The sequence below is a fragment of the Dyella sp. GSA-30 genome, from assembly GCF_027924605.1.
In the GTDB taxonomy this organism is placed as follows: domain Bacteria; phylum Pseudomonadota; class Gammaproteobacteria; order Xanthomonadales; family Rhodanobacteraceae; genus GSA-30.
Genome location: NZ_AP027042.1, coordinates 4,267,550 through 4,288,369 on the forward strand (window position 1 = coordinate 4,267,550; position 20,820 = coordinate 4,288,369).

Sequence of the window (20,820 nt, forward strand, 5' to 3'; positions counted from 1 at the left end):
AATAGTTGGAATCATTGGGTGAGAGGCCGAGGGGAGCGATCCCCTCGGCTTTTTTTATGTGTATTGGTTAGGGAGTCGCGACTGAAGGCTGACTCCGAATAACCTCAGATTTCACTCTCGTCATCCCGGCGCAGGCCGGGATCTACTCTTCAGCGTAAATGCTTGCCATACGTTGTCTGACAAGCGAGGACTGAGAATGGATCCCGGCCTACGCCGGGATGACGAATTAGGAAGGGTTTCTAGAGGTTTACGGAAATCGCTCCTACAAAACTCAATGACTCTCCGCCGCCACCTCGGCCGTCTGCGCCGACGCGTCATAACCACCACCCAACGCTTCGATCAGTCGAACGGCAATATCCGTCTGCTGACTCTGCAACACGGCAAGCCGTTGCTCGGTCAGCAACAACTGCTGGCGCGTTACCAGTGGCGTAATCGCATCGGTCAAACCACCCTTGTAGAGCGCTTGCGCATCGTTCCAACTTTTCTGCGCATCGTCCTTCGCCCGCTTTTCCTGCGTAATCTGCGTGCGCACCGAATCGGCGGCCGACACCAGGTCGACAACATCGTTGACCGCACTGACCAGCAAGGTGTTGTAGCGCGCTACCGCTTCGTCGTAGCCGGCATCCTTGGCCGCCAGATTCGCGCGCAACTTGCCGCCGTCGAAAATAGGTAACGTGAGCGCAGGCGACACGCTATATGTGCGCGCAGGCAGCTGGAACAGATTCGTGCTGCCGCCCACCGCGACAAAGCCCGCCATGGCGCTCAGGCTGATATTGGGAAGAAAGGCCGTCTTGGCCGCCTTGATCTCCTTGCCGGCGGCTTCGACCTGCCAGCGCGCCGCTACCAGATCGGCGCGGCGCCCAAGCAAGTCGATGGAAATCTGGTCGGGAAGAACGACATCACCGGTGTCGACCAGCGTCGGACGATCGATCGTGCGCCCACGATCCGGCCCCTGCCCCAGCAAAACCGAAAGGCTGCTGCGCGCCGCATCGATGGCGCGATCCGCCTGGGTTTTCTGTTGCTCCGCGCTGGCGACCTGCGAGTCGGCCAGATATTGCTGCTGCGGCCGCTGCAGCCCGCCCGTGACCAGCCGATGCGTATAGCTCGCCGATTGCTTGGCGCGCGCGAGTTCCTGTTCGGCGACATCACGCAGCGCAAAGGCATAGCTCAGTTGCACATACGTGCGCGCCACGTTCACCGACAGCTGGATACGCGCGGCATGCGCGTCGATGTCCGCCGCTCGACTGCGTCCGAGTGCCGCTTCCCACGCGTCACGGCGACCGCCCCAGATATCGAGGTCCCACGACAGTTCGAGATCGGCCTGCTTGGCCCAGACAAATGTACCGAGCGCATAAGGAGGATAGATCGGATCCTTGCTGGACAACCGGGAGCCCAGCATCGCCGCATCCAGCGCAACTTGGGGTTTGCGGCCGGCATCGACCGCCTGCGCGGCAGCCTGGGCCTGTTTCGCGCGTGCGCTGGCGATGGCCAGGCTCGGGTTGTTCTGCAGGGCCTCGTTGATGAGCGCCGTCAACTGCGGGTCGCCGAAGCCGATCCACCAATCCTCCTTGGGCCACGCCGTTGGGCTGAGCTGCACGCCGGCCAGGCTCTGATCGGACTTGAGGCTTTGTGCATCGGTCAGGTGACCGCTGGGCTGCAAATGGCCGCTGCTGGCGCATCCGGCCAGCAAGGCGCCGAGGGCGATGCCAAGGCTGCGGGAAACGAGGGGTCTATGGATGATCATGGGGACACTCGGGAGCAATCATGCATGCGTAACATGGTACCTGTCGGCCGTAAGGACAAGCAGCCGCGCCGCGCCTGCCGCCTGCACCACCGTGGCAGAATGAAGCCTTCTGCCAGGGGAAGTCACTCATGCCGTTGCCGTCTGCCTCGGACCCGTCGCCGGTAACGCCCGCGCCGTATCGCGCCATCGCGATCATGGCCAGCGCGACCGTGCTGGGCCTGGTGTATCTGGGTAGAGAGGTGCTTATCCCGATCACGCTGGCGATCCTGCTGAGCCTGCTGGTGGCCCCGGTGGTCCGCCGCTTGCGCAAGATCGGCCTGGGGCACGGCGGGTCCGTCTTCGTGGCGGTATTCATCCTCGCCGTCTTCCTGGGTTACCTGGCCGCCGTGGTCGGCTCGCAGGTCGTCCATCTGGCCAGGAGCCTCCCGCAGTACGAAACGACTATCCAGGCAAAAGTCCATACGTTGCGCGATGCCTCGCTTGGCCGCCTGGAAGCCATGCAGGGTTCGACCAAGACCCTGATGCAACAACTTTTCGACGACAAGTCGTCGTCCTCGCCACGCGTCGAAGACACGCATCGCCCCGCAGTTACCGAGGTACCGGACGATACGACACCGCTGCATCTATCGGGAACGAACTCGATGCAGGCCATCACGCATATCTTCTCGTCGATATGGGTGCCGCTGCAAAGCGCGGGCATCATACTGGTGGTTCTGTTCTTCGTGCTTCTCGAATACGAGTCGCTGAGAGATCGCTTCATCCGCCTGGTAGGTGGCACCGATCTTCGTGCGACCACTGCGGCGATCAACGATGCCAGCGCACGACTGTCGCGCTTCTTTGCATCTCAATTTGCGGTCAACTTCGGCGTTGGCGTGGTGATCTGGATAGGGCTCACCCTTATCGGCGTACCCAGTGCACCGCTATGGGGCATCATGACAGCGCTTTTGCGCTTTGTTCCCTATGTCGGTGTGTGGTTGGCGGCGATCTTCGCCGGCATATTGGCAGCCGCGGTCGAACCGGGTTGGTCGATGATGCTGATGACCGTCGGCCTGTATCTGGTTGTCGAATTGATCGTCGGACAGGTCATCGAGCCGCAGCTTTATGGCCATACCACCGGCCTGTCTCCCCTGGCCGTGGTGGTCGCCGCCATTTTCTGGAGCTGGTTGTGGGGCCCGGTCGGGCTGATCGTATCCACCCCGCTGTCGCTATGCCTGGTGGTCGCCGGGCGGCACGTCAAGGCGCTGATGCTGCTCGATGTACTGCTTGGCGACCTGCCCGCACTCACCATGCCGCAACGCTTCTATCAACGCGCGCTCTCCGGCGATTCGGATGAAATCATTGCCGATGCGCGTGGTTTTCTGCGCAGAAAATCTTTCGCCGCCTACTGCGATGTTGTCCTGCTGCCCGCGCTGCAGCTTGCCCGCAGCGATCTCAATCAAGGCGTGATCAATCAACAGCAACAGGTGGTCGTTCGAACCGCGATCGTCCGCGCGATCGAATCACTGGGAAGCAAGGACCGCTCGCTATCGCGCTGGCGTCGTCGCCCTTCTTCGGTACTGGAAGGCAGCAACCTGGGAATGGTGCTGAGGCAGCAGCGGGAAAGCACCAGCGGGCGCTGGCAAGGCTCGTTGAAAGTCGCGCCGAGGTCCGTAGTTCTGTGCGTCGGCCTGGGTGGCCTGGGCGACGATCTGTGCACGGAAATCCTCGCGCGCATTCTGCGCGATCTGGATATCGATGCACGACACTTCTCGCTGGAAGAAATCGACGCGTTTGAAAAGCATCCTCCCGAAGGCGCCACTGTCGATGGCGTATCGATGGTGTACCTGGTCAGCATCGACACGCTCGATTCGAACAAGGCCAGCGTATCTTCCGCCGCCGATATGCGTGGCCGCTTTCCCGATACTCCGATCGTCGTCGTTCTACTCCCGCAACTGCTTACCGGGCCCGACCTCACGCTGGATCACTCCGCCGCCGACCACGTGACTCATTCGTTTGAACACGCCACTCAACTGGCGATCGCGCAGTTTCCGAAGGTCGATCGAAAAACCCAACCGGGCGCACCGGAACTGTAGGATTCAGTTCACCAACGGCTCGGTCAGCGGTGGTCGGCGCACACTCAATGCGGTGCCGGCTGCCGCCACGATGATCGCTATGATCGCCAGCCATTGCAGCAAGCTGAGCTGCTCGTCCAGTAATGCGACACCGGCCACGGCAGCGATGGCCGGTTCCAGGCTCAACAAGGTGCTGAACGTACGCGCAGGCAATCGGGTCAGCGCCATCATCTCCAGCGAATACGGCAGCGCCGAGCTCAGCACCGCTACGCCCAAGGCATAGGGCAACAATGCCGGCGATAGCAGCGCGCTCCCTGCATGCGCGACACCGAACGGGATCGCCAGCAAGGCACCGATCGAGGTACCCAGGGTTACCGCATCCGCGCCGTAGCCGTCGCCAGCCTTCTTGCCGAGCAGGATATACAGCGCCCAACCCACGCCCGCCGCCAGCGCGTACATCACGCCGATCGGATCGAGCGCCTGCATCTGCCCGCGCAACGGCAACAACAGGGCAAGCCCTGCGATCACCAGCGCAATCCAGATGAAGTCGACAAGCCGGCGCGAGCCGAACAACGCCAGCGCCAGCGGCCCGGTAAATTCGAGCGCCACCGCGATGCCCAACGGAATCGTGCGCAGCGACATATAGAACACCAGGTTCATCGCCCCCATCGAAAGGCCGTAGCCCCACAATGCTCGCCAGTCGCGCCCCTGGGTGAATCGGCGCCACGGGCGTCGCCACAGCAACAGCATCAACGCGCTAAGCCCCAGACGGTAAGCGGTTGCGCCCTGTGCACCCACCTGCGGAAACAGATGCTTGGCCAGCGAGGCGCCGCATTGGTACGAGACCATGCTGATCAACAGCACGCCGACCGCAAGTACGATCGGGGCAACGGCGGAGCGTGACGACATGGGTGCGACCAGCGGGGAGTGGTACGCCTATGATGCCCGCTGTCTCGGATGATGCCCACTGTTCCGGCCACCGTGCCATGGATACTGCTGACAGGTGGTGGCAGCAGAGTTTGGCTGATGCATCACTCACATCCATGCGAGTACAAATGGAACGGTTCCTCGTCCCGTTCCCCAGGAGACACCGCATGACCACCTATATCGTCTTCATCCGTGAGAGCACTCAGGATGCCGCTGAATTAGAGCGCTACTCAGCCTCCGTCAAGCCAAGCTTCGATGGCCACCCTGTGAGCTTTCTCGCGCTATACGGCAAGCACGAGACCCTTGAGGGCGCGCCTGTCGAAGGCGTTGTGATCATCTCCTTCCCAACGATGGCCGAGGCGAAAACCTGGTACGACAGCCCGGCCTACCAGGATGTAGCGCAGCACCGCTTCAAGGGCGCTACCTATCGCGTCGTGATGGTCGAAGGTGTGTGAGGCCTCTTGCCCCCCTCACCCCAACCCTCTCCCCCGGCGAAGCCAGGGGAGAGGGAGTCTGACCGAGGTGGCCTCAATGTTTCGCACTTGCGTAACTCAGCTCCCTCTCCCCTGGCTCCGCCGGGGGAGAGGGTTGGGGTGAGGGGGGCTCCTGCCTGAATCACATACACAACGCAAAGCACACATCGCCACTTGCAAACGCCACGATTACCCGCGACCGAGGCGTCAAGACACTCACTCTGCCGGCGATTGAAATACCAAAGGAACAGACCCGCGCGCCCCTCTGACGCCCGCTGTCAGGCGCAGACCATCGGACCGGCACAGGTCAAGGTTCGGATAAATCAGCGTTCGGCCGTTGCCGAATGTCACGCGGACATCGCGCATGCATCCTCCACCAGGCACATCCACCGTGATCGACGTCAGCCCACCCTGCAATGGCGCCGCGAGGTTCATATCGTGAAAGACCGGATCCTGGGGCGGTGCGAAAGCCAGGCCGGTCACACTGTCGAACGTGGCGTTGACGATACGGAAATGATGCACGGGCTTGTGCTCATCGTCGGCCTTCGCATTACCGACGAAAAGAATCGCTGCAGCCACGGCAAACGTTGCAACGAAGGCGCTGATACGGGTCAGATGCACGGCGGCGCTCCAGGCAGGTTGTTGAGGTACCGGTCTTGCGTGCAATGGGTTGCACCGACGACAGGCAGCTCATCCAACCCTTTCCTTGCCTCGCCATGAAAGCCATTCGGGACGAATCGTCGTGAGATGATGACGAATCGTAGCGATTTGATACGTTGCTTTTCAGCGCCAATCCCGGCACTTAAGATGAGCCAGCGACCCACTTGGATAGACCGTAATGAAGGTCCGCCTCGGCAATACCGACATTGGCCTGGCCCGCTATGTCGGCCTATGGACGGCCGTGGTCTTGGCGTTTACCGTCCAGCGATACCTGAACGACGTCGTCGGCGGTCAGCATGTCTGGGACATCTCCGACTATCTGCGCTGGTCCATGATTCAGTGGTACACGTGGGCTGCGTTGGCACCCTGGATATTCGGGCTTGCAGCGAGATATCCCATTCAAGCCCCCGTGCGCCTGCGCAAGCTGGGCAAGCCCCTATCGGTGAGTCTGGGCGTGACGCTGCTGGCGATGGTTATCGATGCGGCCATATCCACCGTATTCGAGCCGAGCTCCTTTATGGAGCAGCTTCGGCTGTTTCTCGGCTTCCATGTCGCAACCGGGTTGCTTACCTATTGGGCCCTGTTCGCGATTCAGCAGGCCATGGCATTCCACGCCGAGAAAACCCGTCGCGAGCTGGAAGCAAGCCGACTGCAGGCCGAACTCGCTCAATCGCGACTGCAGGCTCTCAAGTCGCAGCTTCAGCCGCATTTTCTGTTCAATACGCTGCACGCCATCTCGACACTTCTCGATGAGGACACCCTGTCGGCAGGCGACATGCTGCTGCGCCTGAGCGATCTGCTACGCGCATTTCTGGAAGACTATGACGGCCAGGAGATCAGCCTGCAGCGCGAGCTGATACTGCTCGATCTCTATCTCGGCATTCAGCGGACACGCTTCAAGGACCGTCTCACGACGCAGATATATATCGCCCCGGATACCCTGCACTGCTCGGTACCGAGCCTGATCCTTCAGCCAATCGTAGAGAATGCCATTCGTCACGGCATCGGCGAGCATGTCGGCGCGGACTGCATCGAGATCGAAAGCCGGCGCGAGAACGATAGCCTCTGCATCGATGTGCGCAACCGTAACAGTCGGCTGGCGGCCGGAGCCACATCCACGTCCGGGCGTGGCATCGGACTGTCCAACACGGCACTGCGTTTGCGTGAGCTCTATGGCGATGCGGCGCAGGTCCGCCTGGAAATGATCTGGCCGCAGGGTGTGATCTGCCGCCTGCGCCTGCCGTTCCGCGAACTTGAAGAGCCCGATGACGTGCCGGAAGTGGAGACGACATGAGCATCACGGCACTCGTCGTGGACGACGAACCGATCGCACGTCACGCGATCGTACGCCTGCTGCGGGATGACCCGGATATCGAATTGCTGGGCGAGTGCGGCGACGGAGCTTCGGCTGTCCGATCGATCCGGCAGCAGTCGCCCGATCTGATCTTTCTCGACGTCCAGATGCCTGCGATGAACGGCATAGAGGTCGTCAATACCATCGGGGCCGCGCGCATGCCGGCAACCGTCTTTGTCACCGCTTATGAGCAATATGCCGTCCGCGCATTCGAGGCGAATGCGGTGGACTATCTGGTAAAGCCGTTCAGTCGTGAACGTTTCGCCGATACGCTGGCCCGCGTCAAAAGGCGGCTCGCTGTCCGCGACGCTAAGGACGAAGCCCCTTCGGAGCGCATACTGCAAGCGCTGGACGCCATGCGCCAGCGCGACAGCTATCTCAAGCGTGTTCCCGTACGCACCGACGAGCACATTATCTTCGTCGACGTCGACGATATCGTATGGATCAAGGCCAGCGGCAACACCGTACTGCTTCACCTGGCCGAAGGTGTCCACGAACTGCGCGAGACCATGACAACGCTTGCCTCGCGCCTCGATCCTCAGCACTTCGCACGTATCCATCGCTCGGCCATCATCAATATGCGCCGCGTGCAAACCATCCATCCCTGGTTCAACGGCCACCACGTCGTCACCATGGATACCGGGCAGAAGCTGCGCATGAGTCGCTATCAGCATGAGGCCTTTTTACGGCTTGTGCCGATTCGGGATGTGAAGCGGGACGAATAGAGTCAGCCCCCTGCCGCACAGACGTCAGTGAATCGCAGCAGCCTTCTGGGCAGCCGCTGCCTGTACTGCCTGGAGCTGCCTGCTGGCTCCCCTATCACCGTCGGCGGCCGCCTTCTTGATAAGCACCACCGCCTCCTCGGTCTTACCCTGGGTCAGCTTCGTGTAGCCCAGCCCGTTGGTTGCTGACGCGACCTGATCCCGAGGCAATGACGCATCCGTCGTAGCCACCGCAAACGACTTACTTGCTGCGTCGACATTGCCTCCGGCAAGTTGCGCCCAGCCGCATTGAGCGGAGTTGCTCTCTTTGCAGACGGCCTCGGCAACCACGGAAGGCTGCGCAGATGCGAGTACTTTATCAATGCGGCTCTTCATCGCCGGAGGCGTCGGGATGACCGCCGCAAATACCTGCGCCCGATCGGCACTGGCCGCCGCGTTATTGGTGACTTGCGCGTGCAATTGCACATTGTCGATCTTCAGCTGCTTGTAATGATTCGCGAGCTTTTCGACATTTACTTGAACGATGCTGTTGGGACCTTCAGAAGAAACATCGACAAGCTTTTCTGAGGGAGTGGGAGTCAGTGTGGTGGTAATCAGCGGCGCCGAGTCGGGCACAAGTCCCTCCAGACTGGGTTTAACTTCAACCGCTATGGTCACACGTGGATTGCGGCCGCTCTTCATATAATCGAACAACGAGCTGACTCCGCTCGATACGCTGCACACGATAAGAAAAATCGTCGCATACTTGAAACAGGTTTTCAGCGTCGCATGTTGCTGCGGTGAAATGTTCTTTCCGATAATCCCCGTAACGACGCCGCCCATCAGACCAAGCGCAAGGCCGGGCAAGCCGTACTGGAGCAGACCTCCATCGAATGCCATAACCACCTCCTTTCGACGCATTTCAGCTACGAATGAACCCAGGCCGGGCCGCCAGAGTATTCTCAGAAAAAAAAGGGATGTCGTTAGGTCCGAAGTAGTAGGCCAAATCGACCGGCCGGCATGCAGCCAGGAGCATTGGACTCAAGAATCGAGTTGATTTATGCCTCCTCGATATCCAAACTAATAGTAAAAGGACATCGCCATTAAACGCTCCCTGGGGAAATATTGATCTAAATCAGCTTACTGTAGATCTTTCCCGACATCCCGACTGCCATTGGAAATGGTGGAGATTGGCACTGGTCAAGGTCTCAATTGTCGCTTAATTGCCATCTTTTCGTGACTAACCTTCGATCAGAATCCAGATTCCGAAACAGAGTTGCCGGCACAGACCCGGCAATTAGCTAAACAGCGTTTGCATGTATGCGGTACGGCTGGCCCAAAAGCCGGCCTGGAGTTCCAACCAACAACAGGGGGAAGTATGCAGAGCGACGAGAGCGGCAGCACCGCGGCAAGCCATAGCGCAGGGCAAGGACAGGCACAGCAGATAGCAAGCGAGCGAAAATCCCGCCCCAATATCCTGATGATCATGGTGGATCAGCTTTACTATCCCGACAGTGGATACGGATCGGCTGGGTTTGCCGATGGCATCAAACAGGTGCTCAATTTTGTCGGCAATATCGATCCGGCCAACAACGCATGGGCACAGTACTATCCCGGCTTCTGCAAGCTGCGCGAATACGGGGTCGTATTTACCGATCACACCATCGCCGAATCGGCCTGTATCCCGAGTCGCGCCAGCATCATGACCGGGCAGTACGGCCCCCGTAGCGGCGTGACGCAGACCGACGGTCTGTTCAAGAGCGGCGACGCGCAAAATTTCCCCTGGCTCAAGGCCGATGGCGCCCCTACTGTTGGCGACTACTTTCGTGAGATCGGCTACAGCACGCATTACTTTGGCAAGTGGCATGTCAGCGACCCGCCGGAGCACACGCTGGAAGGATTCGGGTTCGCCGATTGGGAGCTGTCGTGGCCGGAACCGCATGGCTCGTTGACCAACAACATGGGCGCTTATCGCGATTATCAGTTCGCCGACCTGGCGTGTGCGTTCCTGTGCAATCGCGGCCTGGGCGTGCCGTTCGCGCGCAACACGGGGCATGTCAGCGCGAACGCTCCCGACAGCCCTGTCGTGCCGGAGCCGAAGCCTTTCTTTGCGGTGTGCTCGTTCACCAATCCGCACGACATCGCCACCTACCCGACCTTGCCGCGCGCGCTGAAACCACAGTTTCCACCGAACGAACCCCTGGAACAGCCGGAGTTCGGGCCCGGCATGTCGGTGCCCGTACCGCTGCCCGGCACCTTCAGCGCGGCGCCGAAGAACGGCACGTTTCGCATCCCGATGAACCCGCTGGGATTGCCGCAGGCATGCGCCACCGCATCGCCCACGCAGAACGAAGACCTGCTGACCAACAACAAGCCGCGCGCCCAATACGACTACGCCTATAAGGTAGCCTTGGGGCTGGCAGCAAAGACTGGCCTCAGCATTGCCGAAGCCAAGGGCGGCGATGAGGCGACGCAGCTGCGCAACGCCATCGAGGCGACGCTGGCCATTCCGATTCCCTTCCAATTGCAGGAAGACGCCGATGGCGCCGCCACCGGGTTCCTGCAGTACTACGCCTATATGATCTCGATGGTCGACCGACACATCCATCGCGTACTGCAGACTCTGGATGAAGCCGGCCTGCGCGACGATACCGTGGTCGTGTTCGCCTCCGATCACGGCGAGTATGGCGCATCGCACGGCATGATGATCGAGAAGTGGCACGGCGCCTATCAGGAAACGGTGCATGTACCCTTCCTGGTGAGCGCCAAACAGTTCAATACCGACCGGGATACGCCGGTGCTGATCGACGCACTTACCAGCCACATCGACATCTTGCCGACCTTGCTGGGGATCGCCGGAGCGAGCACCGCACAAATCGAACGGGCTCGTCGCAATCTGTCCAAGACGCACCCCGCCGCGGCACTGCCCGGGGCGAATCTTGTGCCACTGATTGAAGCGGGTGGCGGGCCGGTGATCGGACCCGATGGCAAGGAGCGCAAGGCGGTCCTGTTTGCCACTGACGACATGATCACCGAACCGCTGCCGCGCGACGACGATCCGCACAACGTCACTTCGCAGCAGCAGTACGCGGTATTTGCCGCGACGGTTGAATTGTTGCGTACGCCGCCGACAGCAGATGCGACGCCACACCGCCATTTGCCGGATCTGACACCCGGCCCGGTATGTCAGCCCGCGCACGTGCGCGCGCTGCGCAGCGGCGACTGGAAACTGGTGCGCTATTGCGATCCGTGGAGTCCACAGCCGGTGCCGGACCAGTGGGAACTGTACAACCTGGCTCACGATCCGATCGAGAACGTGAACCTGATCGTCTATAACGGCGCCTTTCCAACACCGATCGCAGCATCCGCCATGCCGGCGGGGGTGACGGAGGAAGACGTAGTGGCTACCGCCAAGGCTCTGCGCGAAGAACTGGCACGGCAGGAAGCGGCTTGGTTATCGCCCTATCCCAGCGCGTATCCCAGCGGCAGGCTTTGACACAGACAGGCATGGAGGGAATTCGCTCCCTCCATGCCTCTGCACTCCTAAAGTATCCGGAATAACTGCCGCTACCGGTGACAAAGGAATGCCGGTAGTGAGCAAGCATGAACCTGTCGATCAATACCTCGGCCACGGCCACCGTATCAACGACAAACCCCAGCACGACAGCGCTCAAGCAGTCGCCCCCCGATCCCACGACCGGGCCAGCTTCCGCTTCGCTCACCGTTGCGGCCGTAGATCCGCAGAAATCGCAACAGGCCGTACAAAGCTACCTGTCGGCACTTTTCGGCACGCAGGCAAAGTTGAGTGCGGACTCCGAAGCCATTGCCAACGCCTTGGTTCCGTCCATGCAGCGACTGATCCTGCAGCGGCCCGACCTGGCGAATGCGCAGTTCGATTTCAGCTCGGACAACGGCGCCATCAAGGTTACCTCCAATAGCCTGAGCGAAAGCGACCGCACCTGGCTCCAGAACACCTTCAACCAGAACGGTTCACTGGTAAAGGCCGTCAATACATTTCATGACGATGCCGTGGCAGGCTACGCCCAGTATGCGCAACTCGATGGCCACTCGCTTTCCAGAGCCGAGATGGACGCGGTGAGCACGCGGGCGGATGGCATGACCCATTTCATGTCGCTGTTCAAGCGCCTTGGCGCAGCGGCCCAGCCCCTACTCGATGGCTCCGGCGGCACGTATGTCGCGCAAAATGGCGCCAAACTCAACCTGGTGCAGCCGAGTACGGCAGTGGGCTTTCTAAGCTTCATGCAAAGCGCGAAGGCGAGCAGCGACGGTACGGCCACGCTGTATATGCCCAAGGGCCAGATCGTTCATGGCGGACTCAAGGGCGACGTGTTTGCAAACATGGATGCCATGCCACGCCTTCTTCCACCGTCCGACAGCCATTCGTTCGGCTTTCACGAGGTGGCCTGAATCTATCCCGCCGCTATCCAGTCAGTGCGATTGGCAGCGGACAAGAAGGGCGCCAGTATCTGCTTCAGTTTGCGCCGTCGTATCGGCGAACCACAGAACAGATAGTTGGAATGGTCCGTCAGGTTGCACAGCGCCAATACCTGGAACTCGCTTCGTTCGTCATACCCCGCGGCGATAACACGATCGCCCAACTGCAAAAACAGGCGATCCGGCCAGCGAGCAAGTAAAGCGAGGCTGACCGTCGAATCGCTCAGGTCGATACCGATCTCGTTGAAGTATTGCGTAGTCGTCGTCATGCTTTCCGTCGCTGCGACGCGATCGACACCCACGGTACGATCCCGCACCCTTGCGATCTCTCCGCTGATAGTTAGCAGCTCAATCGTCATGCGTGATTGTCTTGCGCAAGGCGAGGTAGGCCCGATAAGCCCGCAAACGACGTGGTCGAAAAATGCCGAACACGTCCACTAATGCGAATATGCCGAACACCCCACAGACGAGGGCCGCGATCGCCAATGCAATGGTGACTGGCAGCAAAATAACAAAGAGCCATGTGGACAGCTGATTTATCCAGGGCCACAGGAACATCAACGCGAACCCGAGTATCGGCGTCAACAGGACCAGCAACGCAGACACACCCGCCCGCTTCAACGTCAAAGGCTCCAGGGCTACACCCGAATCATGGCTGTAGAGCCAATAGATATACCGGCGTCCATTGACGACATGCGGGGCCACAGTCACGCGTTCCGGTAACTGGACATGCCGTAGCACCGTGCCAGCCGATGCGCTGTCGGTGAAGTTGCTGGCGGTACAGAAATACCAATGGCCATCGATACGCAACCGATAGAGCCGCGTCGACTCACCCAGTCGCCCCCGGACCAGACTGCCTTCAAGGCGATCAAGCTGGCCGCTCACGGTTCCATATAAGTTGTTTTTCGTCATGGGTAACTGTTCGGAGCTTCCCTGCAGCTCGATGCACACTTTTCGATGATAGCGTGGATTTCCGGCTGGCCTGCTATGAGCCAGCAATATTTTGCGACCGGGACAACGACAAACTCTACCTGCATAAGCCAAATGCAATGACATAATCGATTTGCCAGAAGCATTCAGACCATCTACCCATCATGGACAAGAGATTCGGATGAAGATCAAGCTGATCGGTTCTACCGTAGTCGCCATCGCAGCACTTGCGTCGGGCGCACAAGCAATCGGCCAAGAGGTGAAGCTGGACAGTAATTCAGCGGGCATGGTGGTTCGCAAATACACGGGCATGTCTGCCACGCCGTTCTTCAACCAGTTCGCCGCCAAATTGCAGGAGGACGCGAAAGCGGGCAACACCGCCATTGGTAAGGGCGCCGCCAAGTATCTTGCTCAGCTTGCATCCGGGAACTCCTACGGCTACATCCATCAAACAACACGCTCGGTCACCGAGCGGGAGCTGCAAACCGGTATTCAGGCGGAAACCGCCACGGATGCACCCATGGTCGTCGGTCAGACCACGATCGATCAGGTATGCCAGAAGAAAACGAGCAATACCGTCACCGTGATGGGCACGACTTATGTCGCGGAGGTCAATTCAAAAGGCGCACTTGCCTGGGTGATGCAACGCTCCATCACATCCCTTATGACCACCTGCCCCGACACCACGATATAAAGGCGGCCGGATGCTGGCGATGACGAAGGCCGCGCTCAGACGCAAGCTTTATCCGCTGGAATAAGGCCGATGCGATCCAGCGCCGTCTTCAACGCAACGCGATCAGCCCATATCTCGTCAGGCAACGCCAAGAATGCAAGCAAGCGGGTCTTGATCACCGCATGTGCATGCGCAAACGCTGCACGTTTGTCGGCATCACTGCCTTCGACAGCCGCGGGATCCGGCAAGCCCCAATGCGTGCGCACGAAGTCGCCGAAGAATACCGGGCACGGCTCAGCGGCCGCGCTATCGCAAACCGTTACGACAATATCCATAGGTGGCGCAACGTCACCGGAGAATTCATCCCATGATTTGCTCCGCAAACCGGCGGTGGCAATGCCCTCCGCTGCCAGGGTATCGAGCGCATAGGGATTAACGCGACCGGCAGGCTGACTGCCGGCACTGAATGCTTCAAAACGGCTACCCGCCCAGGACCGCAGCGTCGCCTCGGCGAGCACACTGCGAGCGGAGTTACCGGTGCAGACAAACAGGACGCGACGGGTCATGACGGTTTCTTCCCAAGAGATATCAGCAGCAGGCATCGCTCGGCGCACACTCTGCCCCGACACTATCGGCGCAGCAGTTGTGGGTCAGGTAGGCGATCAAGCCATTCATGGCATCGAAGGCAGCCCGGTAACAGATAAAACGCCCCTGCTGTTCGCCCACGATCAACCCAGCACCCACCAGCTCTTTAAGGTGGAACGACAAAGTCGCGCTAGGCATTCCCAACGCCTCTCCGAGATCGCCGGCCATACGGCCCGCAGGACCGGCCACCACAAGTAAACGGAAAATGGCCAGGCGTTTGGCATGCCCCAGAGCCGTCAAGGCGGAGATTGCTTGTATCGTTTCCATAAATCTAGAATAGTGGAAACAATACTGCTGGACAAGCCATGAGCCACGACCTGCCCCACCTCGATCACGACTACCTGCCCCTGCCAGATGCCGGTCAACTTCATCATGCCGCAGACGACGGCCACGCCCCGCGCATCCTGATCCTTTACGGCTCGCTGCGGCCGCAATCGTTCAGTCGAAAACTGGCGCTGGAAGCTGAGTGCATCCTCAAACATCTGGGTGCCGAAACGCGAGTGTTCGACCCCCACCAGCTCCCCATGCTCGACCGCGTACCGGCCAGCCACCCAGAAGTGCAGCGCCTGCGGGAATGGTCCACCTGGTCGGAGGGCCAGGTCTGGGTAAGTCCGGAACGCCATGGCGCGATCACGGGCGTGTTCAAGAACCAGATCGACTGGCTTCCGCTGGAGGATGGCAGCGTGCGACCAACACAAGGCCGCACGCTTGCGGTCATGCAGGTGAGCGGCGGCTCTCAATCGTTCAATGTCGTGAACACATTGCGCGTGCTCGGCCGTTGGATGCGCATGGTCGCCATCCCCAATCAATCGTCCGTGGCAAAGGCATGGCAAGAGTTCGATGAGCACGGCCGCATGAAGCCTTCTGCTTTTTACGACCGGGTCGTGGACGTCATGGAAGAACTGATGAAGTTCACGCTGATGGTGCGCGGTCGCAGTGATTACCTGGTCAGCCGATACAGCGAGCGCAAAGGCGATGCGATCCAACGGAAGCTTGCACAAGTGGCGGGCGCGGTGGAGAAAGCATAACGCCGCAGCCCTTTTTTACGGGCTGCTTCAATAAGAACCGGCTGCAATGCCGGCCACCCATGAATAGGTGTATACATTAATTGGTATTATTTATTAATGCCTAATTAGGCCATTAGATCGATCTTTAGTGACACATCCTTAATGCCATTAATCTGATGGATTTTCATAAAACCTCTTCCAATACCCAAGACATCTCTATACATTACAAATCGTAGAGCGACCCTTATTGCAGAACATCCAACACGCTATCCATAGCGTGAGGTATGGAGAGTTCAGAGTGGCATCCATGGGAGGGAACTCACGCGATTTTCACGCGATTGAATACAATAGATTTCCCTTTCCTTCCAGCCTGATGGCGCATTTTGCGGTATGGCTACGGGCGTTTATGCCCTATTCGATCGCGCCTGCTTCTCGAATTAACACAGCCACGCCTGAGCCGTATTTGAAATTCCCGCCCAATCCATGACAGGGGAGATTCATCATGTCGCTCAAGAAAACTCTGCTGATTACCAGCCTGCTCTTCAGTAGCGGCTTTACCCTGACTGCCCAAGCCGCCAGTCCCGCGACAGCGACATTCCAGGTCCTGATGGTGATTCAGAAAGCCTGCACCGTAACCGCTGGCGCCACCTCCAATATCAATCTGGGCACGGTAGCGTCCACCGCGTTGAACACTACCGGCAGCAATACCATCAGCGTGACCTGTTCGAAGAGCACACCGTATTACGTGGGCCTGGCGCCGTCGGCAGCCAATGGCGGCACGACGACGGGCAGCGGCGGCATGAGTACAGCCGATGCCCTCGCCGGCAATACCGACAAGGTGCCCTATCAACTGACTTCTACTCCAGGCCCCTCAGGCACCGTGTGGGGCAACACTGCCACCTCGACGACGGTCGGCAATGGCGTAGCCGGTACCGGCAGCGGTACGGCGCAATCGCTTACCGTCTACGCCACTGCACCCAGCGCCAACTTCACACCCGATAGCTATGCCGACACCGTCACGGTCAATGTGAACTTCTGATCTTCAACATGAAGCGCACATGGTTGCGATACACGTTAGGCGGCGCCCTGTTCGCCGGCCTGCTGATGCCCGTAGGTGCAAGCGCGAGTGGCCTGCAGGTAGCGCCAACGACACTCAGCCTCAAGGCCTCGCAAAACGCCGATGGATTGTGGCTTATCAACACCGGCGACAACGTGGTGCATGCGCAAGTGCGCGTCTATCACTGGACGCAGAACGACCAGGGCGATCAGCTCATCGGCTCTCGTGGCCTGGTGATCAGTCCACCGATGCTGCAGCTCGCTGCCGGCGATCGCCAGTTGATACGCGTCATCCGGACCGGGGCACCGCCCAACGGCACGGGTGCCGTTGAAGATGCCTATCGGCTGGCGATCGATGAGCTTCCGATTGACGTGGAGGGCAAACAAGGGCTGCAGTTCGTGCTGCATTACTCGGTACCGATCTTCATCGAACCTGTCGGCGCAACTGCGCCGCCGCAGTTGCAATGGAACCTGCTGCGTCATGGCGAACAAGTCATGTTGCGGGTAAGCAACCACGGCGGCAGCCACGCTCAACTGGCGGCACTCAGCTACATCGACACTAACGGTCATCGCACGGACATCAATCCTGGTCTGCTTGGTTACGTTCTACCGGGTGCCACTATGCAGTGGATGCTGAAGCCACCCGCCGCGGCATTTGCCGCTGGCGGCATTCTTGAGGCGATGATCAATGGAGAGAAGGCCGCGCAAGACCTGTCGCTGGCCGATCGCTCTCGCTGAAGTCATCGTGCTGCAAGGTTTGCTTGTGTCCGGCAACCATGCCGCCGATGTGACTACAGTGAACGACATAAAGGCCAACCCTACCCTGATCACCGACAGCAGCGATGGCATGACCCATCTTGGCGGCATGGACGTCTATCTTGAAGTAACCCTCAATGGTGCCCACGGAGGCATCGCTCATTTCGTCGATCTCAACGGCGAGCTTTGGGCCAGTGCAGCGACGCTACATCAGCTCGGCTTCGTCCTGCCGGCCGGCACGCCCGACCCGGTCCAACTGAACCGTTTGCAAGGTGTCCAGGTCGACTACGACGCCAGTCATCAGGCCGCGGCCATCCGTGCGCCACTGCACATGCTCCAACTGGGGACGACCGTACTCAATGCGCCCGGCAACAGCCGGCCCCAGCCCACCGCTTCGCCCGGCATCGTGCTGAACTACGATGTCTATGGCACGGAAGGCCAACACGACACCAGCAGCCTGAGCGCTTTCACCGAATTGCGTGCATTCAACAGCGGCGGCGTGTTCAGTACCACCACGCTCTCGCAGCTCACACGCAACAACAATGAGTGGCAGGATCGCTCTGTACGCCTGGATACCAACTGGAGCACGTCGTTTCCCGACAGCCTGCTGACTCTGCGCATCGGAGATACCCTGACCGATGCGCTGTCGTGGTCGAGATCCACGCGCATCGCCGGCATACAGCTCGGTACCAACTTTGCTTTGCAGCCCTATCTGATCACGGCGCCGCTGCCAGCCTTTCTCGGTTCGGCCACCCTGCCATCGAACGTGCAGCTGTATGTCGACGGCGTGGAACAGTACAACGGCAGAGTGCCAGCGGGCCCGTTTCAGCTCAACACGATTCCCAACATCAATGGTGCCGGCAATGCACAAGTTGTGCTGACGGATGCACTGGGCCGAGCCACCACGCTCAATTTTTCGTTGTACGACGAACACCAGTTGCTCAAGCAGGGCCTGTCCGACTGGTCGGCGGAGCTGGGGTTCGTGCGCGAGAACTATGGCTTGAGCTCGTTCACGTACGGTCATGATCCTGTCGGCAGCGGCACCTGGCGCTACGGCGTCAGCGACAGTTTCACCGTTGAAACGCACGCGGAAGCCACGCGCGGGCTGAGCAACGCCGGTGGCGGTGGCGCATGGCTGCTCGGCACCGCGGGCGGCATTGTTTCCGCATCACTGGCGCGAAGCGAACATGCGGGCAGAAGCGGCTCGCTGTACTCGTTGGGCTACAGCTGGCGCGACAATCGATTCAATGTCAGCGTGAGTGGCATTCGCACTCGTGGCGACTACAGCGATGCGGCCACGCTCTACGGACCGCCACCGCCCAGCACCAGCGCCCAGGCGATAGCCGGCTATAGCACCGCCTATTGGGGCAGCTTCGGCGTGAGTTACCTGCAGCTGCGTTATCCCCAGCAGGACGCCACCCGTTACGGCAGCGCGTATTGGTACCGATCCGTCGGGCGGGCTTTGTCGCTGAATCTCAGCGTCAATCAGAATCTGAATAAAGCCTCCGATCGAAGCGTCTTCCTGATCGCCACCCTTGCGCTGGATCACAACATCACCGTGAGCGGCAGTGTGCAGCGCGACGGCAACCGTACCGGTTTTGCGCTCGATGCCAGTCAGTCGCCCCCGAGCCAGGGCGGCTTCAGCTGGCGCGCGGCCATGCGCCAGGGCGGCGATCAGAGTGGCGGCCAGGCCGAGCTGGATTACCTTGGCCGCTACGGTCAGGTGGGCATCGGCGTCAACGCCGTCGGCGATACGCGCTATGGATATATGGATGCCACCGGTGCGCTGGTATTGATGGGCGGCGAGGTATTCGCGACACGCTATATCAATAGCGGTTTCGCGGTGGTCTCCACCGGCGGGGTCGCCAACATACCGGTCAAGCTGGAGAACAATCTGATCGGCACGACCAACCGCAACGGCCTGCTCCTGGTCAGCCCATTGAACGCGTATCAGGACAATCACCTCAGCATCGACCCGATGGATCTTCCTGCCGAAGTACAGATCGATCATGTCATGGCACGCACTACACCTACCGATCGAGCTGGGACACTGGTGCGTTTTGCCATCACGTCAGTAAAAGCAGCCCTGGTGACATTGCACGATGCCAGCGGCCAGCCACTACCCGTTGGCAGTCGTGTCGTTCTTGCCGGACAAGCCGAAACGGATGCGATGGTTGGCTTTGACGGCACGGTCTATCTGGACACCCTGGGCGAACACAACACGCTTATCGTGCGCACGCCTACCGGCACATGTCGGGCAAGCTTCGATTATCAGAGCGACAGCCACGGCATTCCCGCCGTCGGGCCTCTGCTTTGCCGCCAGGACACTGCGCCATGAGCCGCCACTGCCGGCAGCTGATGCTGTTCATCGCCATGCTGACGATCGGCTGCCTGAGCCTGCCGCGCCTGGCCCAGGCGCAGTCGGTCAGTTGCGCCAATCCCACGGTCAACAACGTCCAGTTCGGCACCATCGACCTGACGACCGGCACCGTCAATGTCACTGGCTCGATCGGATGGTCCTGCACGAGCACAGGCATCCTGGGTGTTCTGCTTTCGCCACAGGCCAATATCGCCATGTGCCTCAATCTCAATACCGGCACCGGCGGTACACAGGCCAACCCGCGCCTGCTCAGCAGTGGCAGCAACACCTTGCAGTATCAGCTTTACGCAGATGCAGCCACCACTCAGATATGGGGCTCAACGGCAACAGCGGGAACACCCATACCGCTGGGCATCGCGGTGGCGATCCCTGCAGGGTTGATCTTGTCGACCACGGTAACCGGTCAGACACCGTTCTACGCGACGCTGCCTGGCGGACAGACAACGGCCCCGGTAGGCACTTACAACAGCACGCTGGCTGTCACGGTCGGCGGCTCCTACACACTCAACGCGAATACTCCGCTAAGTTCCTGCACAAGTGGCCAGCATGTGCTCAACGCGGGAAGCGCGGCATTTACGGCGTCGGCAACGATCCAGAAAGCCTGCGTGGTTACCGCCAACAACGTCAATCTCGGCACGGTACCGTTCACCGCTCTCAACACCACCGCAAGCAATACCCTTGGCGCCACCTGCACCAATGGCACGCCATACTTCGTCGGCCTCGCGCCTTCCAACGGAAACACCACCGGCGCCGGCGTCATGAAAGGCGCCATCAGCGGCAATACGGATAAAGTGCCCTATCAGCTCAGCTCCACCCCGGGCCCAGCCGGCGTTGTGTGGGGCAACACTGCCACTTCGACGACGGTAGGCAATGGCGTATCGGGTACGGGAAGCGGGCTAAGCCAAACGTTGACGGTCTATGCGACAGCAGCTAGCGCGAATTACACGCCCGATAGTTACTCCGATACGGTCACCGTGAACGTGAACTACTGAATTCCCGGCATTAGGT

20 protein-coding genes are annotated in these 20,820 nt (G+C 60.0%); 12 read left to right on the forward strand and 8 right to left on the reverse strand.

Features of this window, described 5'->3' with window-relative positions; translation table 11 throughout:
* Positions 1-271: 271 nt before the first annotated feature.
* The gene (locus tag QMG46_RS17895) at positions 272-1,744 is read right to left on the reverse strand and encodes an efflux transporter outer membrane subunit (RefSeq protein ID WP_281849211.1); all 1,473 of its coding nucleotides are present in this window, start codon (positions 1,742-1,744) and stop codon (positions 272-274) included.
* Between the two features lie 128 nt (positions 1,745-1,872).
* Here QMG46_RS17895 and QMG46_RS17900 point away from each other — a divergent pair, with 128 nt between their 5' ends.
* The gene (locus QMG46_RS17900; RefSeq protein WP_281849212.1) at positions 1,873-3,816 is read left to right on the forward strand and encodes an AI-2E family transporter; all 1,944 of its coding nucleotides are present in this window, start codon (positions 1,873-1,875) and stop codon (positions 3,814-3,816) included.
* 3 nt (positions 3,817-3,819) lie between these two features.
* Here the strand turns inward: QMG46_RS17900 and QMG46_RS17905 are convergent, their stop codons facing one another.
* Positions 3,820-4,704: an EamA family transporter gene (locus tag QMG46_RS17905; RefSeq protein WP_281849213.1), complete on the reverse strand. Its 885-nt coding sequence runs from the start codon at positions 4,702-4,704 to the stop codon at positions 3,820-3,822.
* 185 nt (positions 4,705-4,889) lie between these two features.
* Between QMG46_RS17905 and QMG46_RS17910 the strand changes: the two genes are divergently transcribed.
* Complete coding sequence (locus QMG46_RS17910; protein ID WP_281849214.1) at positions 4,890-5,177, forward strand: DUF1330 domain-containing protein; 288 nt, start codon at positions 4,890-4,892, stop codon at positions 5,175-5,177.
* Positions 5,178-5,411: 234 nt separating this feature from the next.
* On the opposite strand, the gene QMG46_RS17915 is transcribed toward QMG46_RS17910, so the two are convergent.
* Complete coding sequence (locus QMG46_RS17915) at positions 5,412-5,816, reverse strand: hypothetical protein (RefSeq protein WP_281849215.1); 405 nt, start codon at positions 5,814-5,816, stop codon at positions 5,412-5,414.
* A 217-nt stretch (positions 5,817-6,033) separates the two neighbouring features.
* Here QMG46_RS17915 and QMG46_RS17920 point away from each other — a divergent pair, with 217 nt between their 5' ends.
* Together QMG46_RS17920 and QMG46_RS17925 are read left to right on the forward strand one after the other, a co-directional pair.
* A complete protein-coding gene (locus tag QMG46_RS17920; RefSeq protein WP_281849216.1) occupies positions 6,034-7,149 on the forward strand; it encodes a sensor histidine kinase in 1,116 nt (371 codons plus the stop codon).
* Positions 7,146-7,934 carry a LytR/AlgR family response regulator transcription factor gene (locus QMG46_RS17925; RefSeq protein ID WP_281849217.1) on the forward strand — a complete coding sequence of 263 codons (789 nt, stop codon included), beginning with the start codon at positions 7,146-7,148 and terminating at the stop codon, positions 7,932-7,934. Before QMG46_RS17920 ends, QMG46_RS17925 begins: the two co-directional genes overlap by 4 nt.
* Positions 7,935-7,958: 24 nt before the next feature.
* Here QMG46_RS17925 and QMG46_RS17930 read toward each other — a convergent pair whose 3' ends face one another.
* Entirely contained in the window at positions 7,959-8,810 is an 852-nt protein-coding gene (locus tag QMG46_RS17930; RefSeq protein WP_281849218.1) for a hypothetical protein, read from the reverse strand.
* 478 nt (positions 8,811-9,288) lie between these two features.
* Between QMG46_RS17930 and QMG46_RS17935 the strand changes: the two genes are divergently transcribed.
* Together QMG46_RS17935 and QMG46_RS17940 are read left to right on the forward strand one after the other, a co-directional pair.
* Positions 9,289-11,406, forward strand: coding sequence for a sulfatase-like hydrolase/transferase (locus QMG46_RS17935; RefSeq protein WP_281849220.1), 2,118 nt, complete (start codon positions 9,289-9,291; stop codon positions 11,404-11,406).
* Between the two features lie 107 nt (positions 11,407-11,513).
* Complete coding sequence (locus QMG46_RS17940) at positions 11,514-12,338, forward strand: hypothetical protein (RefSeq protein ID WP_281849221.1); 825 nt, start codon at positions 11,514-11,516, stop codon at positions 12,336-12,338.
* A gap of 2 nt (positions 12,339-12,340) precedes the next feature.
* Here the strand turns inward: QMG46_RS17940 and QMG46_RS17945 are convergent, their stop codons facing one another.
* Both QMG46_RS17945 and QMG46_RS17950 read right to left on the reverse strand, forming a co-directional pair.
* A complete protein-coding gene (locus QMG46_RS17945) occupies positions 12,341-12,667 on the reverse strand; it encodes a hypothetical protein (protein WP_281849222.1) in 327 nt (108 codons plus the stop codon).
* Between the two features lie 46 nt (positions 12,668-12,713).
* A complete protein-coding gene (locus QMG46_RS17950; RefSeq protein WP_281849223.1) occupies positions 12,714-13,277 on the reverse strand; it encodes a hypothetical protein in 564 nt (187 codons plus the stop codon).
* Positions 13,278-13,476: 199 nt separating this feature from the next.
* On the opposite strand from QMG46_RS17950, the gene QMG46_RS17955 reads away from it, so the two are divergent.
* Positions 13,477-13,989 carry a hypothetical protein gene (locus QMG46_RS17955; protein ID WP_281849224.1) on the forward strand — a complete coding sequence of 171 codons (513 nt, stop codon included), beginning with the start codon at positions 13,477-13,479 and terminating at the stop codon, positions 13,987-13,989.
* 35 nt (positions 13,990-14,024) lie between these two features.
* Here QMG46_RS17955 and QMG46_RS17960 read toward each other — a convergent pair whose 3' ends face one another.
* Together QMG46_RS17960 and QMG46_RS17965 are read right to left on the reverse strand one after the other, a co-directional pair.
* Positions 14,025-14,534, reverse strand: a complete 510-nt coding sequence (locus QMG46_RS17960; RefSeq protein ID WP_281849225.1) for an arsenate reductase ArsC — start codon at positions 14,532-14,534, stop codon at positions 14,025-14,027.
* 22 nt (positions 14,535-14,556) lie between these two features.
* Positions 14,557-14,880, reverse strand: a complete 324-nt coding sequence (locus tag QMG46_RS17965; protein ID WP_281849226.1) for an ArsR/SmtB family transcription factor — start codon at positions 14,878-14,880, stop codon at positions 14,557-14,559.
* 38 nt (positions 14,881-14,918) lie between these two features.
* Here QMG46_RS17965 and arsH point away from each other — a divergent pair, with 38 nt between their 5' ends.
* The 5 genes from arsH to QMG46_RS17990 all read left to right on the forward strand — a co-directional run bounded on the left by arsH (position 14,919) and on the right by QMG46_RS17990 (position 20,804).
* Positions 14,919-15,641, forward strand: a complete 723-nt coding sequence (arsH, locus tag QMG46_RS17970) for an arsenical resistance protein ArsH (protein ID WP_281849227.1) — start codon at positions 14,919-14,921, stop codon at positions 15,639-15,641.
* A gap of 481 nt (positions 15,642-16,122) precedes the next feature.
* Entirely contained in the window at positions 16,123-16,659 is a 537-nt protein-coding gene (locus QMG46_RS17975) for a Csu type fimbrial protein (RefSeq protein ID WP_281849228.1), read from the forward strand.
* A gap of 8 nt (positions 16,660-16,667) precedes the next feature.
* Positions 16,668-17,414, forward strand: coding sequence for a fimbrial biogenesis chaperone (locus QMG46_RS17980; protein ID WP_281849229.1), 747 nt, complete (start codon positions 16,668-16,670; stop codon positions 17,412-17,414).
* Positions 17,365-19,770: a fimbria/pilus outer membrane usher protein gene (locus QMG46_RS17985; protein ID WP_281849231.1), complete on the forward strand. Its 2,406-nt coding sequence runs from the start codon at positions 17,365-17,367 to the stop codon at positions 19,768-19,770. Before QMG46_RS17980 ends, QMG46_RS17985 begins: the two co-directional genes overlap by 50 nt.
* Entirely contained in the window at positions 19,767-20,804 is a 1,038-nt protein-coding gene (locus QMG46_RS17990; protein WP_281849232.1) for a Csu type fimbrial protein, read from the forward strand. The genes QMG46_RS17985 and QMG46_RS17990 overlap by 4 nt, the downstream gene beginning before the upstream one ends.
* Positions 20,805-20,820: the final 16 nt, after the last annotated feature.

Bases quoted from the DNA above. Each gene is read 5' to 3' on its own strand.
- QMG46_RS17895 (WP_281849211.1), bottom strand. From the start codon at position 1,744: ATGATCATCCATAGACCCCTCGTTTCCCGCAGCCTTGGCATCGCCCTC.
- QMG46_RS17900 (WP_281849212.1), top strand. From the start codon at position 1,873: ATGCCGTTGCCGTCTGCCTCGGACCCGTCGCCGGTAACGCCCGCGCCG.
- QMG46_RS17905 (WP_281849213.1), bottom strand. From the start codon at position 4,704: ATGTCGTCACGCTCCGCCGTTGCCCCGATCGTACTTGCGGTCGGCGTG.
- QMG46_RS17910 (WP_281849214.1), top strand. From the start codon at position 4,890: ATGACCACCTATATCGTCTTCATCCGTGAGAGCACTCAGGATGCCGCT.
- QMG46_RS17920 (WP_281849216.1), top strand. From the start codon at position 6,034: ATGAAGGTCCGCCTCGGCAATACCGACATTGGCCTGGCCCGCTATGTC.
- QMG46_RS17925 (WP_281849217.1), top strand. From the start codon at position 7,146: ATGAGCATCACGGCACTCGTCGTGGACGACGAACCGATCGCACGTCAC.
- QMG46_RS17930 (WP_281849218.1), bottom strand. From the start codon at position 8,810: ATGGCATTCGATGGAGGTCTGCTCCAGTACGGCTTGCCCGGCCTTGCG.
- QMG46_RS17935 (WP_281849220.1), top strand. From the start codon at position 9,289: ATGCAGAGCGACGAGAGCGGCAGCACCGCGGCAAGCCATAGCGCAGGG.
- QMG46_RS17940 (WP_281849221.1), top strand. From the start codon at position 11,514: ATGAACCTGTCGATCAATACCTCGGCCACGGCCACCGTATCAACGACA.
- QMG46_RS17950 (WP_281849223.1), bottom strand. From the start codon at position 13,277: ATGACGAAAAACAACTTATATGGAACCGTGAGCGGCCAGCTTGATCGC.
- QMG46_RS17955 (WP_281849224.1), top strand. From the start codon at position 13,477: ATGAAGATCAAGCTGATCGGTTCTACCGTAGTCGCCATCGCAGCACTT.
- QMG46_RS17960 (WP_281849225.1), bottom strand. From the start codon at position 14,534: ATGACCCGTCGCGTCCTGTTTGTCTGCACCGGTAACTCCGCTCGCAGT.
- QMG46_RS17965 (WP_281849226.1), bottom strand. From the start codon at position 14,880: ATGGAAACGATACAAGCAATCTCCGCCTTGACGGCTCTGGGGCATGCC.
- arsH (WP_281849227.1), top strand. From the start codon at position 14,919: ATGAGCCACGACCTGCCCCACCTCGATCACGACTACCTGCCCCTGCCA.
- QMG46_RS17975 (WP_281849228.1), top strand. From the start codon at position 16,123: ATGTCGCTCAAGAAAACTCTGCTGATTACCAGCCTGCTCTTCAGTAGC.
- QMG46_RS17980 (WP_281849229.1), top strand. From the start codon at position 16,668: ATGAAGCGCACATGGTTGCGATACACGTTAGGCGGCGCCCTGTTCGCC.
- QMG46_RS17985 (WP_281849231.1), top strand. From the start codon at position 17,365: ATGGAGAGAAGGCCGCGCAAGACCTGTCGCTGGCCGATCGCTCTCGCT.
- QMG46_RS17990 (WP_281849232.1), top strand. From the start codon at position 19,767: ATGAGCCGCCACTGCCGGCAGCTGATGCTGTTCATCGCCATGCTGACG.